Origin of the sequence: Blautia sp. OF03-15BH, assembly GCF_003463065.1 — a bacterium.
GTDB lineage: Bacteria > Bacillota > Clostridia > Lachnospirales > Lachnospiraceae > Limivivens.
Genome location: NZ_QSCM01000004.1, coordinates 74,287 through 90,253, shown reverse-complemented (window position 1 = coordinate 90,253; position 15,967 = coordinate 74,287). Strand labels below are relative to the sequence as shown.

Below are 15,967 nucleotides of genomic sequence, written 5' to 3'. Positions count from 1 at the left end.
ATGAGTGGATTTTTACCGGTTAGCAGAAAAGAAATGAAAGAACGGGGCATGGAACAGCTGGATTTTGTCTATGTCATCGGGGATGCCTACGTGGATCATCCTTCCTTTGGGCACGCAATCATCAGCCGTCTTCTGGAAGCCCATGGCTACACGGTGGGGATCATTTCCCAGCCGGACTGGAAAAACGATGAAAGTATAGCTGTTTTCGGAGAACCGCGTCTGGGCTTTCTGGTATCAGCAGGAAATATGGATTCCATGGTGAATCATTACTCGGTTTCCAAAAAAAGAAGGCAGACCGATGCATACACGCCCGGCGGGGTGATGGGAAAACGGCCGGACCGGGCAGTGACGGTCTACAGCAATCTGATCCGCCGGACGTATAAAAAGACGCCTATTATCATTGGCGGAATTGAGGCCAGTCTTCGAAGGCTGGCACATTATGATTACTGGGACAATTCCCTGAAACGCTCGGTGCTTCTGGACTCCGGAGCAGATATCCTTTCTTATGGAATGGGAGAACGGAGCATTCTTGCCATTGCGGAAGCTTTGGATGCCGGGATCGCGGTTTCCGATATCGGCTTTATTCCGGGAACGGTCTATAAGACGCAGCATCTGGAAAATGTCTATGATTATGAAATGCTCCCCTCCTTCGAAAAACTGAAAGAGGACAAGGCCAATTATGCCAGAAGTTTTTACACGCAGTATTGCAATACGGATTCCATCACAGGAAAGCGCTTGGTGGAACCCTACCCGAATAAAATCTATGTGGTCCAGAATCCCCCGTCTGCTCCTTTGAACCAGGAGGAAATGGATGAGGTCTATGCATATCCTTATATGCGGACATACCATCCTTCCTACGAAAAACTCGGGGGTGTGCCGGCTATTTCCGAGATCAAATTTTCTCTTGTAAGCAACCGTGGCTGTTTCGGAGGCTGCAGCTTCTGTGCATTGACCTTTCATCAGGGACGGATCATCCAGACCAGGAGTCATGAATCCATTGTGGAAGAGGCAAAGCTTCTTACGAAAGAACCGGATTTCAAAGGTTATATCCATGATGTAGGTGGACCGACCGCGGATTTCCGTGTACGGGCCTGCACCAAACAGGAGACCCGGGGGGTCTGTACCGGCAGGCAGTGCCTTTTTCCAAAGCCCTGCAAAAATCTCCGGGCGACCCACAAAGACTATCTGGAACTGCTCCATAAGCTCAGGAAGCTTCCAAAGGTGAAAAAAGTCTTCATCCGTTCCGGCATCCGTTTCGACTATGTGCTGGCAGATCCGGATGATACCTTTTTCCGGGAGCTGGTACAGTATCACATCAGCGGGCAGCTGAAGGTGGCGCCGGAGCACGTCAGTGACCAGGTGCTTCATTATATGGGAAAGCCGGAACATGCAGTATTTATGCAATTTACGGAAAAATACAAAAAACTCAATGAAAAATATGGGATGAACCAGTTTCTGGTGCCTTATCTGATGTCTTCTCATCCGGGCTGTACCATGAGAGAGGCAGTGAAGCTGGCAGAGTATTTGAGAGATCTGGGGTATATGCCGGAGCAAGTGCAGGATTTTTATCCGACGCCGTCCACGATTTCCACCTGCATGTATTATACCGGGCTGGATCCACGGACAATGGAGTCTGTTTATGTGCCGACCAATCCTCATGAAAAAGCAATGCAGAGAGCATTGATCCAGTACCGGAATCCGAAAAATTACGATCTGGTAAAGGAGGCTCTGGTCCGGGCACACAGAACGGATTTGATCGGTTATGACCGCCGTTGTCTGATCCGGCCGGAGAAACCGTCGGAGCATCCGGTGAAAAATAATTCCGGCGGGAAACCGTCCGGAAGAAGGAAGCAGGGTGCTGCTGATCTCAGGGGTGTGAAGGGAAAGAACACTTCCGAAAACAGAAGCCGCCGAAGTCCCATCCGGAACATTCAGAAAAAGAAAGGGAAGTAACAGCAGATGAAGAAAGTACAAAAAGGAGAATACGGTTACATTCATTCTCAGAAGATCCGCCGTTCCGTCATCACGTTTGTTCTGCTTCTGATCCCGGTAGTGATCTTTTTCATCGGTCTCGGGATTTATCATAAGAGAGAGAATATGTTTACCTTTGTGGCGATCATGGGCTGCCTTCCGGGCTGCCGTTGTGCCGTTGGCATGATCATGATGCTTCTTCAGAAGGAGACAGATCCGGAAGTTTATGAAAAGACCAGAAAAGCGGCAGGAGAGCTTCCGGTCCTTTACGACTGTGTGTTTACTGCCTATGAGAAGACCACCTCTGTGAATGCCCTGGTTCTGGGGCAGGGCTGTGTCATCGGTTACTCTTCTGATCCGAAGACCAGTCCGGAGTACATTGAAAAGCATCTGACGGAGATCCTTCAGGGAAACAATGTAAAACGGACGGTGAAGCTTTTCCGGGATTACCGGAAATTTGAAACACGGGTAAAGGAAATGGCAGCTTATGAAGCTGCAGGAGATGAAAAAAGAAAGAATGAAAAGGCTGTGGATGTTTTAAAAGCCATAGCACTGTAAACAGGGAGGAAACAGCATGAAACAGTTTACCGTGACTCAGGCGGAGGCCGGTCAGCGGCTGGACAAATTTCTGGGAAAATACCTGAACAAGGCGCCGAAGAGTTTTCTCTACAAAATGATGCGGAAAAAGAACATTACCCTCAACGGGAAGAAGGCAGCCGGCAGTGAGAAGCTGGTATCAGGAGATGAGATCAGGCTTTTCTTTTCCGATGAGACCATTGAGAAATTTTCAGAGCTTCAGCTTCCTGAGGCGCAGGGAAAGCTTTCTGTGATCTATGAGGACGAACATATCCTTCTGGTGAATAAACCGGAAGGAATCCTCTCCCAGAAAGCGGAACCGGAGGATATCTCCATGGTGGAAGAGGCGCAGGCGTATCTTCTGCATACAGGAGCTGTGACAGAGGAATCGCTGCGGACGTTCCGTCCTTCTGTGGTGAACCGGCTGGACCGGAATACCAGTGGTATTCTGGCAGTGGGAAAAGATCTTGCAGGAGCACAGGAGCTGAGCCGTCTTTTCAAGGAACGTTCTTTACATAAATATTATTACTGTCTGGTCAAAGGCAGAGTGGAAGAGAAAGCCAGGATCAAGGGCTATCTCGTGAAAAATGAAGCCACAAACCGCGTCACCGTGGAAAAAGAGCCCATGGGCAGGGAAGCCCTTCCCATTGAAACGGAATACATTCCGCTGGACAGTGACGGAGAGGTAACACTTTTAAAAGTTCTTCTGGTAACAGGCCGGACGCATCAGATCCGTGCGCATCTGTCTTCTGTTGGTCATCCGATCCTGGGAGATCACAAGTACGGAGATCCCGTTTTGAATGCCAGGGTAAAAGAAGAGTATCATCTGACCCATCAGCTGCTTCATGCGGCGATCCTTACATTTCCAAAGCTGGAGGGAACACTTGCCTATCTTTCCGGCCGGACCTTTCATGCTCCGCTGCCGAAGAAATTTGCACGCATCCTGACACAGCGGAAGCTGAGTGTCGAAGGAAATGCAGAGCACGGAACGGCGGGTAAGGAGGAAACGATATGCCGACATGGAATTCCAGAGGCCTGAGAGGTTCGGTCCTGGAGGACCTGATCAACCGGACAAATGAGCAGTACCGGGAAAAAGGGCTGGCGCTGATCCAGAAAGTCCCGACGCCCATCACCCCCATCAGGATCGACAAGGAACACCGCCATATCACTCTGGCCTATTTTGAACAGAAAAGTACGGTAGATTACATTGGGGCAGTCCAGGGGATCCCGGTCTGCTTTGATGCAAAAGAGTGTGCCTCGGATACGTTTGCCCTTCAGAATATCCATGCCCATCAGGTGGCATTTATGGAAGAGTTCGAGCATCAGGGAGGAATCTCATTCCTCCTGATTTTTTATACCGGAAGGAATGAGATCATCTATCTGCCTTACCGGGAAATGCGCAAATTCTGGGATCGCGGAGCGGCAGGAGGCCGGAAAAGCTTTCGCTTTGACGAGATCCGCGTCTGCTATCCGGTGAAACAGCATGGTGGTTTTCTGGTGCCCTATCTGGATGCCATTCAGCAGGATCTGGATGAGCAGGACACAAGGGATTGACTTTTCCGGTGATCGGTCGTATAATAAGCACTGATTTTAACGTGGTAGCAATTTACCATACGAAAGTAAAACGCAAAAGGAGAGCTTCATATGATAGATCGTTTACTTCATACCCCGGATGGTGTGCGTGACACCCTAAATGATGAATGCCAGAAAAAACAGTCTCTGGAGCGGGAGCTTCATAAAGTGCTGGTTTCCTTCGGCTACCGGGATCTGGAGACACCAACCTTTGAATTTTTTGATGTATTCGGCAGAGAAGTGGGAACCACGCCCACGCAGGAGCTGTACAAATTTTTTGACCGGGAAGGAAATACGCTGGTGCTCCGTCCGGATTTCACCCCGTCCATTGCCAGGGCTGCTTCCAAGTATTTCCGGGAAGAGGACAAAGCCGTCCGTCTCTGTTATCAGGGAAATACCTTTATCAACAGCAGCAACTATCAGGGGCATCTGAAAGAAACCACACAGATGGGCGCAGAGCTTCTGGGAGATGAAAGCCCGGAGGCAGATGCAGAGCTGATCGCCATGAGTGTGGAGCTTTTGAAAAAAGCCGGTCTTCAGGAATTTCAGGTGAGTGTGGGTCATGTGGGCTTTTTCAAAAGCCTGATGAAGGAAGCCGGTTTTTCCGAGGAAGATGAGCAGAAGCTCCGTTCCCTTATCACCATGAAGAATTTTTTCGGTGTGGAAGAATTTCTGGAAAGCTTTTCTTTGAAGGAAGAATTGAAAAAAGCACTCATCACTCTGCCGGAAATGTTCGGCAGCAGTGAAATCCTTGAGCGGGCGGAACAGCTCACAGACAATCAGGAGGCGCTGGAGGCAGTACACCGGCTGAAAGAGATCTATGAGCTTCTGAAGATCTATGGTGTGGAGAAATACATCTCCTTTGATTTTGGTATGCTCAATAAATATCAGTATTATACAGGTGTGATTTTCCGCGGTTATACCTACGGAACCGGAGATGCCGTGGTAAAAGGCGGCCGTTACGACCACCTTCTGGCCCGTTTCGGAAAACCGTCTCCTTCGATCGGTTTTGCCGTGATGGTGGATCAGCTTCTTTCTGCTCTCGGAAGACAGAAGATCAGCGTTCCTGTGGAACAGGGACCAACGCTTCTGCTTTATGAGAAAAAAGACCGTACCTCAGCCATGCTGGAAGCCAATCATCTGCGGCAGCAGGGCTGCAGCGTAGTCCTTATGGAACAGAAGGATACCATGGAAGCCTATGAGGCGTACGGAAAGAGAAACGGCTTTTATGCAGTCAGAAAATTCCATGAGTCTGACAGCCTGGCCATGTGAGGAGGAGCGTAAGTCATGAGATATTTGACCATAGCCCTGACCAAAGGGCGTCTTGCCAGAAAGACACTGGAGCTTCTGGAGAAGACAGGGATCACCTGTGAAGAGATGAAAGATCCCGATTCCAGGAAACTGATCTTTACGGATGAAGAGCACAAGCTGAAGTTTTTCCTGGCCAAAGGACCGGATGTACCCACGTATGTGGAGTACGGAGCAGCAGACATCGGGATCGTAGGAGAAGATACGATCCTGGAGGAGCAGAGGAAGATCTATGAGGTGCTGGACCTGGGCTTTGGCAGATGCAGGATGTGTGTCTGCGGTCCGAAAGAGAACGAAGAGCTTTTGAAGCATCAGGAGTTTATTCGTGTTGCGACCAAGTATCCGAACATTGCCAGAGACTTTTTCTATAACAAGAAACATCAGACAGTAGAGATCATCAAACTGAACGGTTCCATTGAGCTGGCTCCCATTGTGGGACTGACGGAAGTGATCGTGGATATTGTAGAGACCGGCTCCACGTTAAGGGAGAATGGTCTTCAGGTGCTGGAGGAGGTCTGCCCCCTTTCTGCCCGTGTTGTCGTCAATCCTGTGAGCATGCGGATGGAAAATGAACGGATCACTCAGCTGTTAAAAGAGATCAAGGCTGTATTGTAGGAGGAGAAACCGATGCGTACCATAAAGCTTACCGAAGAAACCAGAAAAGATCTTCTGGAAAAATTACTGAAAAGAAGTCCGAACTGCTACGGAGAATACGAAGGTCGGGTGACGGAGATCGTCAACACCGTCCGGGCAGAAGGAGATAAAGCGCTGTTTGCCTATACCGAGCGCTTTGACCGGGCCAAGATCACAGCGGAAAACATCCGTGTGACCGAAGAAGAGATCCAAAAAGCTTATGAGGAGGTGGATCCGGAGCTTTTGTCCGTGATCCGCAAAGCACTGGTCAATATCCGTTCTTATCATGAAAAACAGCTGAAGCAGAGCTGGTTTGAAAGCCAGCCCTCCGGTATCATCCTGGGTCAGAAGGTACAGGCTCTTTCCACAGTCGGCGTTTATGTTCCCGGCGGAAAGGCGGTTTATCCTTCTTCGGTTCTCATGAACATCGTTCCGGCCAAGGTAGCCGGTGTGGAAAAAATCATCATGTGTACGCCCTGTTCTTCCGAGGGAGAGGTCTGTGCGTCCACACTGGTGGCAGCCAGAGAGGCCGGCGTGGATGAGATCTATAAAGCCGGCGGAGCCCAGGCCGTTGCGGCAATGGCATTTGGTACGGAATCCGTTCCGAAGGTGGACAAGATCGTAGGACCCGGAAATATTTATGTGGCTCTGGCCAAAAAAGCGGTGTATGGTTTCGTCAGCATCGATTCCATCGCAGGTCCCAGTGAGATCCTGGTTCTGGCAGATGAAACGGCAAATCCCCGTTTTGTAGCTGCGGATCTTCTGTCGCAGGCAGAGCATGATGAACTGGCTTCTGCAATCCTTATTACGACCAGTGAGGAACTGGCTGCAAAGGTTTCCACGGAAGTGGATGGTTTCTTAAAGGAGCTTTCCAGAAGAGAGATCCTGGAAAAATCACTGGAGAATTACGGACACATCCTCATTGCCGACAATATGGATGATGCGATGGATACGGTCAATGCCATTGCTTCCGAGCATTTGGAGATCGTGACGAAAAATCCCTTTGAGCTTATGACCAAGGTAAAAAATGCCGGGGCCATTTTCCTCGGTGAGTATGCCAGCGAGCCGCTGGGAGATTATTTCGCAGGTCCGAACCATGTACTTCCGACCAATGGGACGGCTCGTTTCTTCTCACCTCTTGGCGTGGATGATTTCATCAAACGTTCCAGCATTGTTTATTATTCCAAAGATGCCCTGGAGGCCGTGCACGAGGACATCATCCGCTTTGCGAAGGCAGAACAGCTGACCGCCCATGCCAATTCCATTGCGGTGCGCTTTGAAAAAAAGGATGAAAAATAAGGAGAGGTCATGGAAAGAAAAGCAGTAGTAAACAGAAAAACCAGAGAGACGGATATTTCTCTGGAACTGGATCTGGACGGAAGCGGACAGTATGACATCGATACGGGCATCGGCTTTTTTGACCATATGCTTTCCGGTTTTGCAAGACATGGCTTTTTTGATCTGAAGCTGAAAGTGACCGGAGATCTGTATGTGGACAGCCACCATACCATAGAAGATACGGGGATCGTGCTGGGAAAAGCCATTGCGCAGGCTCTTGGAGAGAAAACAGGGATCAGACGCTACGGTCATTTTCTGCTTCCTATGGACGAGTGCCTTGTGCTCTCCGCTGTGGATCTCAGCGGCAGGCCTTATCTTTCCTGGGATGCGGAGTTTACCGTTCCCCGGCTCGGTGATATGGATACGGAGATGGCGAAAGAATTTTTCTATGCGGTTTCTTATGCCGCAGCCATGAATCTTCATCTGAAGGTCTTGACACCGGGAAACAATCATCATATGATGGAAGCAATGTTTAAGGCCTTTGGAAAGGCCCTGGATATGGCTGTGAGTCCGGAAAGCCGGACGACAGAAGTTCTTTCCACGAAAGGGAGTTTATGATTATGACACAGAAAAAAATAGCAGCATGCATTTTTTTAAAGAATGGCAGAGCCGTAACAGATTTTACCGGAAAAACCCTTCTTACGGAGACTTCACCGGTGATCCTGGCAGAGGAGTACGATCACGCAGGAGCCGATGAACTGGTGATCTTTGATCTGTCCGAGGGAGATGAGGAGCATGAAAATGCTCTGAATATGATCCGTGCCATTCAGCGGCGGGTGGATATCCCCATCATGGGCTGCGGCAATGTAAACCGGGTAGAGGATGTCAAAAAACTGCTTTATGCCGGATGCCAGAAAGCGGTCCTGAATTTCTCCAAGGAGAGCAATATCGCCCTTACAGAGGAAGTCTCCAAGCGCTTTGGCAAGAATAAGATCGGCATTTCCATTGATAAGCCCGAGGAATATATGCAGAACAATGAACTCATCGCAGAGTATACTTCAGAGCTTCTTCTCCTTCCGGGAGCAGCAGGACTGATGAAATCCCCGCTGTCTTCGGAGGTTGTCCTCTGTGATTTTGACAAAGAGGTGGAAGCCCTTCTTCCGGAGCTTTCTGATATACTGATCGATGGCATTATGGGAAGACCGGAGGCGCAGGCGGCAGAACTTTTCCTGAAAGTAAAGCAGGAAGCCAAGAAAATGGGAATCCTGGTAAATACCTTTGAAAGTCCGCTGAAATGGGAGGATATGAAGCTGAACGAGGACGGTCTTCTTCCGGTAGTCGTTCAGGATCATAAAAATCTGGAGATCCTCATGGTAGGCTATATGAACCAGGAAGCCTTCGAAGAAACACTGGCAACCGGCCGCATGACCTATTACAGCAGAAGCAGGAAGGAACTCTGGATCAAAGGAATGACCTCCGGCCATTTCCAGTATGTGAAAAAGCTCATGATCGACTGTGATAACGACACACTGCTGGCACAGGTCGCACAGATCGGAGCTGCCTGCCATACCGGAAACAGAAGCTGCTTCTACCGGACACTGGTAGAAAAGGAGACTCCCCATGTCAATCCTCTGAAGGTACTGGAAGATGTCTATGCAGTCATCGAAGACCGGAAGCTTCATCCGAAGGAAGGCTCTTACACGAATTATCTTTTTGAAAAGGGCATTGACAAGATCCTGAAAAAAGTGGGAGAAGAGTGTACAGAGATCGTCATTGCAGCGAAAAATCCCAATCCGGAAGAGATCAAATATGAGATCGCGGATTTCCTGTATCACTGCATGGTGCTGATGGCTGAAAAAGGAGTCACCTGGGAGGATATCACCGAGGAACTGGCTCACAGAAGGTAAGAAATACAGGTTCACATGGCAGTCGCCGGGAAACTTCGGCGACTGTTTTGCATAAGAACGATTTCCGCTGCATAAGCATAAGCAAGTCCATCGGGAAAGGTCGGGGTTGCATGCAGGAGGAAAATGATCACAAAACAGATCTGGAGGAAGTTCTTGCATCTCTTCGTGAGACTGCCGGAGAAAACAGAGAAAGTCTGAAGAACCGTTATGAGACAGAGCAGTTAAGCAAAAGAGAAGTGAAAGAAGAAAGGGAAGAACCGGTAATGGCGGGCAATGGAAGCTTTTATCTGCGGACGCTTCTTTGCTTGCTGCTTTTTCTGGGCTTGCTCATTTTAAGAAGAGAAAACCGGTCTGTGCTCGGTCTTTCACCGGAAGAACTGAAAGAAACCATAAGTACAGGGATCCTTCTTCAGGAAACGACGGAAGAAACAGAAAAGTGAGGAAAAAGAGAATGAAAAAACAGCTGATGCTGGCCTGTCTGGCCTTCTGCCTGGCATTCTCCAGCCATTCCATGGCGGCAGAGAAGAACGGCTGGAGAAGTGAGGCCGGGGGAAGTGTTTACTACGTAAAAGGAACCAAGGCAAAAGGGTTGAAAAAAATCGGCTCTTATACCTATTATTTTAAAAAAGAGGATGGGACTCTTCTGAAAAACAGATGGCTCCGCTATAAGGGAAAGTATTATTATTTTCAGAACCGGGGCCGGATGGTGACAAGCCGCTGGGTCGGAAAAAACTATTATGTCGGAAAAGACGGAGCCCGTGTCACCAATCGGTGGGTAGGTAAAAAATTCCTCGGTGAAGACGGCCGCTGGATCAAAGGCTTCAAGGGCGGCTGGCAGAAGATCAAGGGAAAATGGTACTATTACACGTCAAAGGGCAAAAAAAAGACGGGCTGGATCACCTATAAGAACCATCGCTATTATCTGGATCAGAATGGTGTCCGTGTCACACAGTTTACCACGATCAACAAAAAACACTATCAGTTTAATAAAAAGGGGATCCTTCAGAAAAGCACCTGGGTGAAACGGAACGGGCTGTATTATCGTGCCGGCGAGAACGGTGCGGTAGATATGAGAGAGGGTTACAACTCCAAGGATCCTTCCACCGCCACCCGGATCATCTATAAGAGCTCCACGATCTATATTGATCTGAAAAAGAGCTGGGAGTACGGCACCCATTACTGGACGGCTCACATCAAAGTGAAAAATACCGATCAGCTTCGCAGCTCCATGGCTTACGGTACTTATGGAGGAGCACTGGAGACTACTTCCGCGGCACTGGTACGGAATAACGGCATCATCGGGATCAACGGAAGCCGTTATGATGCCAGCGGCCGTCCGGCGTTTAATGCCGTCCTGATCCGGAAAGGCCAGATCTATAACCGTGCGCTTGGAACCAGTTATTCCCTTATGGCCATCAAACGGGACGGCACCATGTATACGCCGAAGCAGGGACTTTCTGCAGAACAGCTGGTGGCAGACGGTGTTTATGATACCTTTGATTTCGGCCCGGCTTTTATCATGAACGGCAGAGATCAGAAGATCATTTCACCTTTTGAACAGTATCAGAACAATCCCTACCCCAGAAGCGCGGTCGGCATGATCCGTCCGGGAGAGTATGTTCTTCTGGTGGCAGATGGAAGCGGCAGAGTTTCCACGGGCTCCAGAGGTCTGGATCATTATCAGATGTGTGAGATCTTCCGGCGCTACGGCTGCACCTATGCGTATCAGATGGATGGCGGCGGTTCTGCCACTCTGGCTTACCGGGGAAGAGTGCTGAACAATCCCTCTGACGGAAGCGAACGGCCGGTAGCAGATTTCCTCTATTTCCGGGAGTAAAAGTGTAGAAAAAATTTGAAAAATTCCAAATAAAAAAATTTTGAAAAAACTTCTTGACAAATTCCGCAGCATCAGATATAATTCTCAGTGTTGAGGCGGAATAGCTCAGTTGGCTAGAGCACACGGTTCATACCCGTGGTGTCGAGAGTTCAAATCTCCCTTCCGCTACTGCATCGAAGACCTGTGAGAGGATCGTTTCTCACAGGTCTTTTTCTTTTCTTTCCTGTATTTTTTGCAGAGACCAAGGAAAGAGATGAGAGAAACTTCTTGACAAGACTACACGGTGGTGGTACGGTAAAGCAGTTGAGAGCAAAAAACTTTTGGATTCAACATATCATAACAGATGAGGTGTAAAAGCATGCAGGAAATGAAACCGATCAAAGAAGGTAAGGTACGTGAGATTTATGACAATGGAGACAGCCTGATCATGGTTGCTACCGACCGTATCAGCTGCTTCGATGTGATTCTGAACAATGTGGTGACCAAGAAGGGAACCGTGCTTACTCAGATGTCAAAATTCTGGTTCAATATGACCGAAGACATTCTTCCGAACCATATGATTTCCACAGATGTCAAGGACATGCCGGAATTCTTCCAGCAGGAGAAATTTGATGGCAACAGCATGATGTGCCGGAAACTGGAAATGCTTCCTCTGGAATGTATCGTTCGCGGCTACATTACAGGAAGCGGCTGGGCCAGCTACAAGGAGAACGGAACCGTCTGCGGGATCCGTCTGCCGGAAGGTCTGAAAGAATCCGACAAACTGCCGGAGCCGATCTACACCCCCTCCACGAAAGCGGAGATCGGAGATCACGATGAGAACATTTCCTATGAGCAGAGCATTGATCATCTGGAAAAGTACTATCCGGGCAAAGGAAAAGAGTATGCTGAGAAGCTGAAGGATTATACCATTGCTCTTTATAAAAAATGCGCCGAGTACGCACTGAGCAAAGGTATCATCATTGCCGATACCAAATTTGAGTTTGGTCTGGATGAGAATGGAAATATCACCATCGGTGATGAAATGCTGACTCCGGACAGCTCCCGCTTCTGGCCGGCAGACGGTTATGAGCCGGGTCACGGTCAGCCTTCCTTTGACAAGCAGTTTGCCCGCGACTGGCTGAAAGCCAATCCGGACAACAACTGGACACTGCCCCAGGAGATCGTGGACAAGACCATTGAGAAATATCTTCAGGGCTATGAGATGCTTACCGGAGAGAAGCTCGCATAAAAAGAACGGATGAGAACCCCGCTGCATTCTGAAAAATCAGGTGCAGTGGGGTTTTTTCATTCTTTTCTGAATCTTATGTTCTTTTTTTAATAATTTGTTGCAGAAAAATCCTCCATTTGTTATAGTAAGCGCGTACTCAACAACAAATGCAAAAACGAAAGGATGGCTGTTATGACAAAATTTGAACAGTGGAGTGGTTTTTCTGGAAGACTGTGGAAAGAGGGCGTGAATGTTCGCGACTTTATCCAGAATAACTACACCCCATATGATGGGGATGAGTCCTTCCTGGAAGGACCAACGGACTCAACAAATCGTCTGTGGGGAAAATTGCAGGAATTGCAGAAGGAGGAGAGAGCCAAAGGCGGAGTGCTTGATATGGAGACAGAAGTTGTCAGCGGTATCACAGCATATGGCCCGGCATACATTGACGAGAGCATGAAAGAGCTGGAGCAGGTTGTAGGTCTTCAGACCGACAAGCCTCTGAAACGTGCCTTCATGCCCTACGGCGGAATCAAAATGGCGGAGAAATCCTGTGAAATGTATGGCTACAAACCAAGCCCGAAGCTTCACGAGATCTTCACCAAATATCACAAAACTCACAATCAGGCTGTATTTGATATCTATACACCGGAAATGATGAAGGCCCGTCACAATAAAATTCTGACAGGTCTTCCGGATACCTACGGACGCGGAAGAATCGTAGGCGATTACAGAAGAGTTGCACTTTACGGAATCGATTACCTGATCAAAGCAAAGCAGAGAGATTTCCATGATACCAACCGTCAGGGCATGCGTCGTGGAGACTTCCAGCTTCGTGAGGAGATCGCAGAGCAGGTAAGAGCTCTCAAAGAAATGAAAGAAATGGCTGCTGCGTACGGCTTTGATATTTCCGAGCCGGCAAAAAATGCCAGAGAGGCAGCTCAGTGGCTGTACTTTGGTTACTTGGCAGCGATCAAGACTCAGAACGGCGCAGCTATGAGCGTTGGCCGTATCTCCACCTTCCTGGACATCTATATCGACAGAGATCTGAAGAACGGAACTCTGACAGAGAAAGAGGCACAGGAGCTTATCGACCATCTGGTAATGAAATTCCGTATGGTAAAATTTGCAAGACCGGAATCTTACAACCAGCTGTTCTCCGGCGACCCGGTATGGGCAACCCTGGAGGTGGCAGGTCTTGGTATGGACGGACGTTCCATGGTAACCAAGAGTGATTACCGTTTCCTGCATACACTGGTAAATATGGGACCGGCTCCGGAGCCGAACCTGACGGTTCTCTATTCTTCTCATCTGCCGGAGAACTTCAAGAGATTTGCTTCTTATATCTCTGTGAAGACCAGCTCCATCCAGTACGAGAATGACGATGTCATGCGTCCGGTATGGGGCGATGACTACTCCATCTGCTGCTGCGTATCTGCAACACAGACCGGTAAAGAGATCCAGTTCTTCGGTGCCCGTGCAAACCTGGCAAAATGCCTTCTCTACGCGATCAACGGCGGTGTGGATGAGAAGACCGGCGAGCAGGTAGGACCGAAATATCAGCCCATCACTTCCGAATATCTGGACTATGATGAGGTGATTGAGAAATACGATGCTATGATGGACTGGCTGGCTCATCTTTATGTAGGAACCCTGAACATGATCCACTATATGCATGACAAATATTACTATGAGGCAGCAGAGATGGCTCTCATCGATACCGATGTACGCCGTACCTTTGCTACCGGTATTGCAGGTTTCTCTCATGTGGTTGACTCCTTAAGCGCTATTAAGTACGCAAAGGTAAGAACCATCCGTAATGAGAACGGCAAAGTTGTAGATTATGAGACCATCGGTGATTTCCCGAAATACGGAAACGACGATGACCGTGCAGATGAGATCGCAGTGAAGATCCTTTCCGTTTTCATGGATAAGCTGAAATACTGCCACACCTACCGTGATTCCGAGCCGACGACCTCTATTCTGACCATTACCTCTAACGTGGTATACGGAAAAGCAACCGGTTCCCTTCCGGATGGAAGAAAAGCCGGCGAGCCGCTTTCTCCGGGAGCAAACCCCTCTTACGGAGCAGAGAAAAACGGTCTTCTGGCTTCCCTGAACTCCGTTGCAAAACTGCCGTATGAGCTGGCTCTGGATGGTATCTCCAATACACAGACCATCAACCCGGGTGCACTGGGCCATGATGACGAGGAGCGTGTGACCAACCTGACCCATGTTCTGGACGGTTACTTCAATCAGGGTGCTCACCATCTGAATGTAAACGTATTCGGTACCGAGAAGCTGATCGATGCAATGGAGCATCCGGAGAAACCGGAGTATGCAAACTTCACCATCCGTGTATCCGGTTACGCTGTAAAATTCATCGACCTGACCAGAGAGCAGCAGATGGATGTTATCGCAAGAACCTGCCACGACAGAATGTAAGGTGAAAATCATGGAAAACCAGAAAGGGTATGTTCATTCTCTGGAAAGCTTTGGCTCTGTGGACGGTCCGGGAGTCCGTTATGTGATCTTCTTAAGCGGCTGTCCCATGCGATGCCAGTTTTGCCACAATCCGGATACCTGGGAGCTGAAAAAGGGAGACCTTTACCGTGCGGACGAGCTTCTTGAAAAGGCACTCCGCTACCGCAATTACTGGGGAGACAAAGGAGGAATCACGGTCAGCGGCGGAGAACCGTTGATGCAGATCGATTTTCTCACAGAGCTTTTCAGAAAGGCAAAGGAAAAAGGCATCCATACGACTCTTGATACCAGCGGCGCTCCCTTTACGGAGGAAGGAAGCTGGTTTGAGAAGTGGCAGGAACTCATGAAGTACACCGATCTTGTAATGCTGGATATCAAGCATATTGACGAAGAGCAGCACAGGATCCTGACAGGAAGAACCAACAAAAACATTCTCCGGATGGCAGAAGTGCTCTCTGAGATGGGCAAGCCGGTCTGGATCCGCCATGTACTGGTGCCGGAGAGAAATGACACTGATGCATATCTCCATCGGCTGGCTGACTTTATCCATACATTAAAGAATGTGGAGCGGGTAGAGGTTCTTCCTTATCATACTCTTGGGGTTTTCAAATGGGAGACTCTGGGCATCCCCTACGCTCTGGAAGGCATCAAGCCTCCCACAAAAGAGCGGGTGGAAAATGCCGAGCGTATCCTTGGTATCAGAGAATAGAATCAGAATAAATAAGAATGAGCCCCGGTGCGGCAGGATTTGAACTGCTGCGCCGGGGTTTTTCTGTAAAAAAGAAAAACCTGTTATATTTCTTTATTTTCCTGTTGACAAATCTACAGGAAGGGCATATCATGAATATATGAATAGTTGTTCATATGAAAAAAGAAGAAGTAAATAAAAGGAGGCATATCTCATGAAGAAAAAATTCAAATTACAGGATCTGGACTGTGCAAACTGCGCAGCAAAAATGGAAGAGGCGATCAAGAAACTTGACGGTGTCAACGATGCAAGCGTGAATTTCATGATGCAGAAGATGACCATCGATGCCGAGGACAGCAGATTCGATGAGATCATGAAAGAGGTTGTCACTGTCTGCGCCAAGGTGGAGCCTGACTGCAAGATTCTGATGTGATTCCTGTGACCCGGGCATTTGACCCGGGTCTTTCTTTCCGGATCGAAAGGGGATAACCGGAAAGCTGCAT

15 protein-coding genes and 1 tRNA gene are annotated in these 15,967 nt (G+C 48.7%); all 16 read left to right on the top strand.

What is annotated here, in order from left to right; translation table 11 throughout:
- Window positions 1-1,953, top strand: coding sequence for a YgiQ family radical SAM protein (locus DXA57_RS06090; protein WP_117765643.1), 1,953 nt, complete (start codon window positions 1-3; stop codon window positions 1,951-1,953).
- Window positions 1,954-1,959: 6 nt separating this feature from the next.
- A complete protein-coding gene (locus DXA57_RS06085; protein WP_117765641.1) occupies window positions 1,960-2,529 on the top strand; it encodes a hypothetical protein in 570 nt (189 codons plus the stop codon).
- A gap of 16 nt (window positions 2,530-2,545) precedes the next feature.
- The gene (locus tag DXA57_RS06080) at window positions 2,546-3,586 is read left to right on the top strand and encodes an RluA family pseudouridine synthase (protein ID WP_117765639.1); all 1,041 of its coding nucleotides are present in this window, start codon (window positions 2,546-2,548) and stop codon (window positions 3,584-3,586) included.
- Window positions 3,559-4,101 carry a Holliday junction resolvase RecU gene (locus DXA57_RS06075; protein ID WP_117765637.1) on the top strand — a complete coding sequence of 181 codons (543 nt, stop codon included), beginning with the start codon at window positions 3,559-3,561 and terminating at the stop codon, window positions 4,099-4,101. Before DXA57_RS06080 ends, DXA57_RS06075 begins: the two co-directional genes overlap by 28 nt.
- 90 nt (window positions 4,102-4,191) lie before the next feature.
- Complete coding sequence (hisZ, locus tag DXA57_RS06070; RefSeq protein WP_330423210.1) at window positions 4,192-5,391, top strand: ATP phosphoribosyltransferase regulatory subunit; 1,200 nt, start codon at window positions 4,192-4,194, stop codon at window positions 5,389-5,391.
- Window positions 5,392-5,406: 15 nt separating this feature from the next.
- Window positions 5,407-6,042 (top strand): ATP phosphoribosyltransferase, encoded by a 636-nt coding sequence (gene hisG / locus DXA57_RS06065; RefSeq protein WP_117765635.1) that lies wholly within the window; start codon window positions 5,407-5,409, stop codon window positions 6,040-6,042.
- Window positions 6,043-6,054: 12 nt separating this feature from the next.
- Entirely contained in the window at window positions 6,055-7,359 is a 1,305-nt protein-coding gene (gene hisD, locus DXA57_RS06060; protein WP_117765633.1) for a histidinol dehydrogenase, read from the top strand.
- Window positions 7,360-7,368: 9 nt separating this feature from the next.
- Entirely contained in the window at window positions 7,369-7,956 is a 588-nt protein-coding gene (gene hisB / locus DXA57_RS06055; RefSeq protein ID WP_117765631.1) for an imidazoleglycerol-phosphate dehydratase HisB, read from the top strand.
- Between the two features lie 2 nt (window positions 7,957-7,958).
- Window positions 7,959-9,245 carry a bifunctional phosphoribosyl-AMP cyclohydrolase/phosphoribosyl-ATP diphosphatase HisIE gene (gene hisIE / locus DXA57_RS06050; protein ID WP_117765629.1) on the top strand — a complete coding sequence of 429 codons (1,287 nt, stop codon included), beginning with the start codon at window positions 7,959-7,961 and terminating at the stop codon, window positions 9,243-9,245.
- 110 nt (window positions 9,246-9,355) lie between these two features.
- Window positions 9,356-9,685 carry a hypothetical protein gene (locus DXA57_RS06045; RefSeq protein ID WP_117765627.1) on the top strand — a complete coding sequence of 110 codons (330 nt, stop codon included), beginning with the start codon at window positions 9,356-9,358 and terminating at the stop codon, window positions 9,683-9,685.
- A gap of 11 nt (window positions 9,686-9,696) precedes the next feature.
- The gene (locus DXA57_RS06040; RefSeq protein ID WP_117765625.1) at window positions 9,697-11,082 is read left to right on the top strand and encodes a phosphodiester glycosidase family protein; all 1,386 of its coding nucleotides are present in this window, start codon (window positions 9,697-9,699) and stop codon (window positions 11,080-11,082) included.
- A gap of 94 nt (window positions 11,083-11,176) precedes the next feature.
- A tRNA-Met gene (locus tag DXA57_RS06035) sits at window positions 11,177-11,250 on the top strand.
- A 190-nt stretch (window positions 11,251-11,440) separates the two neighbouring features.
- Complete coding sequence (locus DXA57_RS06030) at window positions 11,441-12,313, top strand: phosphoribosylaminoimidazolesuccinocarboxamide synthase (RefSeq protein ID WP_199612686.1); 873 nt, start codon at window positions 11,441-11,443, stop codon at window positions 12,311-12,313.
- Window positions 12,314-12,484: 171 nt separating this feature from the next.
- Window positions 12,485-14,737 carry a formate C-acetyltransferase gene (pflB, locus tag DXA57_RS06025; RefSeq protein WP_117765623.1) on the top strand — a complete coding sequence of 751 codons (2,253 nt, stop codon included), beginning with the start codon at window positions 12,485-12,487 and terminating at the stop codon, window positions 14,735-14,737.
- 10 nt (window positions 14,738-14,747) lie between these two features.
- The gene (gene pflA, locus DXA57_RS06020) at window positions 14,748-15,485 is read left to right on the top strand and encodes a pyruvate formate-lyase-activating protein (protein WP_117765621.1); all 738 of its coding nucleotides are present in this window, start codon (window positions 14,748-14,750) and stop codon (window positions 15,483-15,485) included.
- 193 nt (window positions 15,486-15,678) lie between these two features.
- On the top strand, window positions 15,679-15,897 hold the full coding sequence (locus DXA57_RS06015) for a cation transporter (protein WP_117765618.1): 219 nt from the start codon (window positions 15,679-15,681) through the stop codon (window positions 15,895-15,897).
- Window positions 15,898-15,967 lie beyond the last annotated feature (70 nt).

What these genes read in the sequence shown, in the direction of transcription:
- DXA57_RS06045 (WP_117765627.1), top strand. Translation starts at nt 9,356, where the DNA reads ATGCAGGAGGAAAATGATCACAAAACAGATCTGGAGGAAGTTCTTGCA.
- DXA57_RS06075 (WP_117765637.1), top strand. Translation starts at nt 3,559, where the DNA reads ATGCCGACATGGAATTCCAGAGGCCTGAGAGGTTCGGTCCTGGAGGAC.
- hisZ (WP_330423210.1), top strand. Translation starts at nt 4,192, where the DNA reads ATGATAGATCGTTTACTTCATACCCCGGATGGTGTGCGTGACACCCTA.
- DXA57_RS06030 (WP_199612686.1), top strand. Translation starts at nt 11,441, where the DNA reads ATGCAGGAAATGAAACCGATCAAAGAAGGTAAGGTACGTGAGATTTAT.
- DXA57_RS06085 (WP_117765641.1), top strand. Translation starts at nt 1,960, where the DNA reads ATGAAGAAAGTACAAAAAGGAGAATACGGTTACATTCATTCTCAGAAG.
- pflB (WP_117765623.1), top strand. Translation starts at nt 12,485, where the DNA reads ATGACAAAATTTGAACAGTGGAGTGGTTTTTCTGGAAGACTGTGGAAA.
- DXA57_RS06015 (WP_117765618.1), top strand. Translation starts at nt 15,679, where the DNA reads ATGAAGAAAAAATTCAAATTACAGGATCTGGACTGTGCAAACTGCGCA.
- DXA57_RS06040 (WP_117765625.1), top strand. Translation starts at nt 9,697, where the DNA reads ATGAAAAAACAGCTGATGCTGGCCTGTCTGGCCTTCTGCCTGGCATTC.
- hisD (WP_117765633.1), top strand. Translation starts at nt 6,055, where the DNA reads ATGCGTACCATAAAGCTTACCGAAGAAACCAGAAAAGATCTTCTGGAA.
- pflA (WP_117765621.1), top strand. Translation starts at nt 14,748, where the DNA reads ATGGAAAACCAGAAAGGGTATGTTCATTCTCTGGAAAGCTTTGGCTCT.
- DXA57_RS06080 (WP_117765639.1), top strand. Translation starts at nt 2,546, where the DNA reads ATGAAACAGTTTACCGTGACTCAGGCGGAGGCCGGTCAGCGGCTGGAC.
- DXA57_RS06090 (WP_117765643.1), top strand. Translation starts at nt 1, where the DNA reads ATGAGTGGATTTTTACCGGTTAGCAGAAAAGAAATGAAAGAACGGGGC.
- hisIE (WP_117765629.1), top strand. Translation starts at nt 7,959, where the DNA reads ATGACACAGAAAAAAATAGCAGCATGCATTTTTTTAAAGAATGGCAGA.
- hisG (WP_117765635.1), top strand. Translation starts at nt 5,407, where the DNA reads ATGAGATATTTGACCATAGCCCTGACCAAAGGGCGTCTTGCCAGAAAG.
- hisB (WP_117765631.1), top strand. Translation starts at nt 7,369, where the DNA reads ATGGAAAGAAAAGCAGTAGTAAACAGAAAAACCAGAGAGACGGATATT.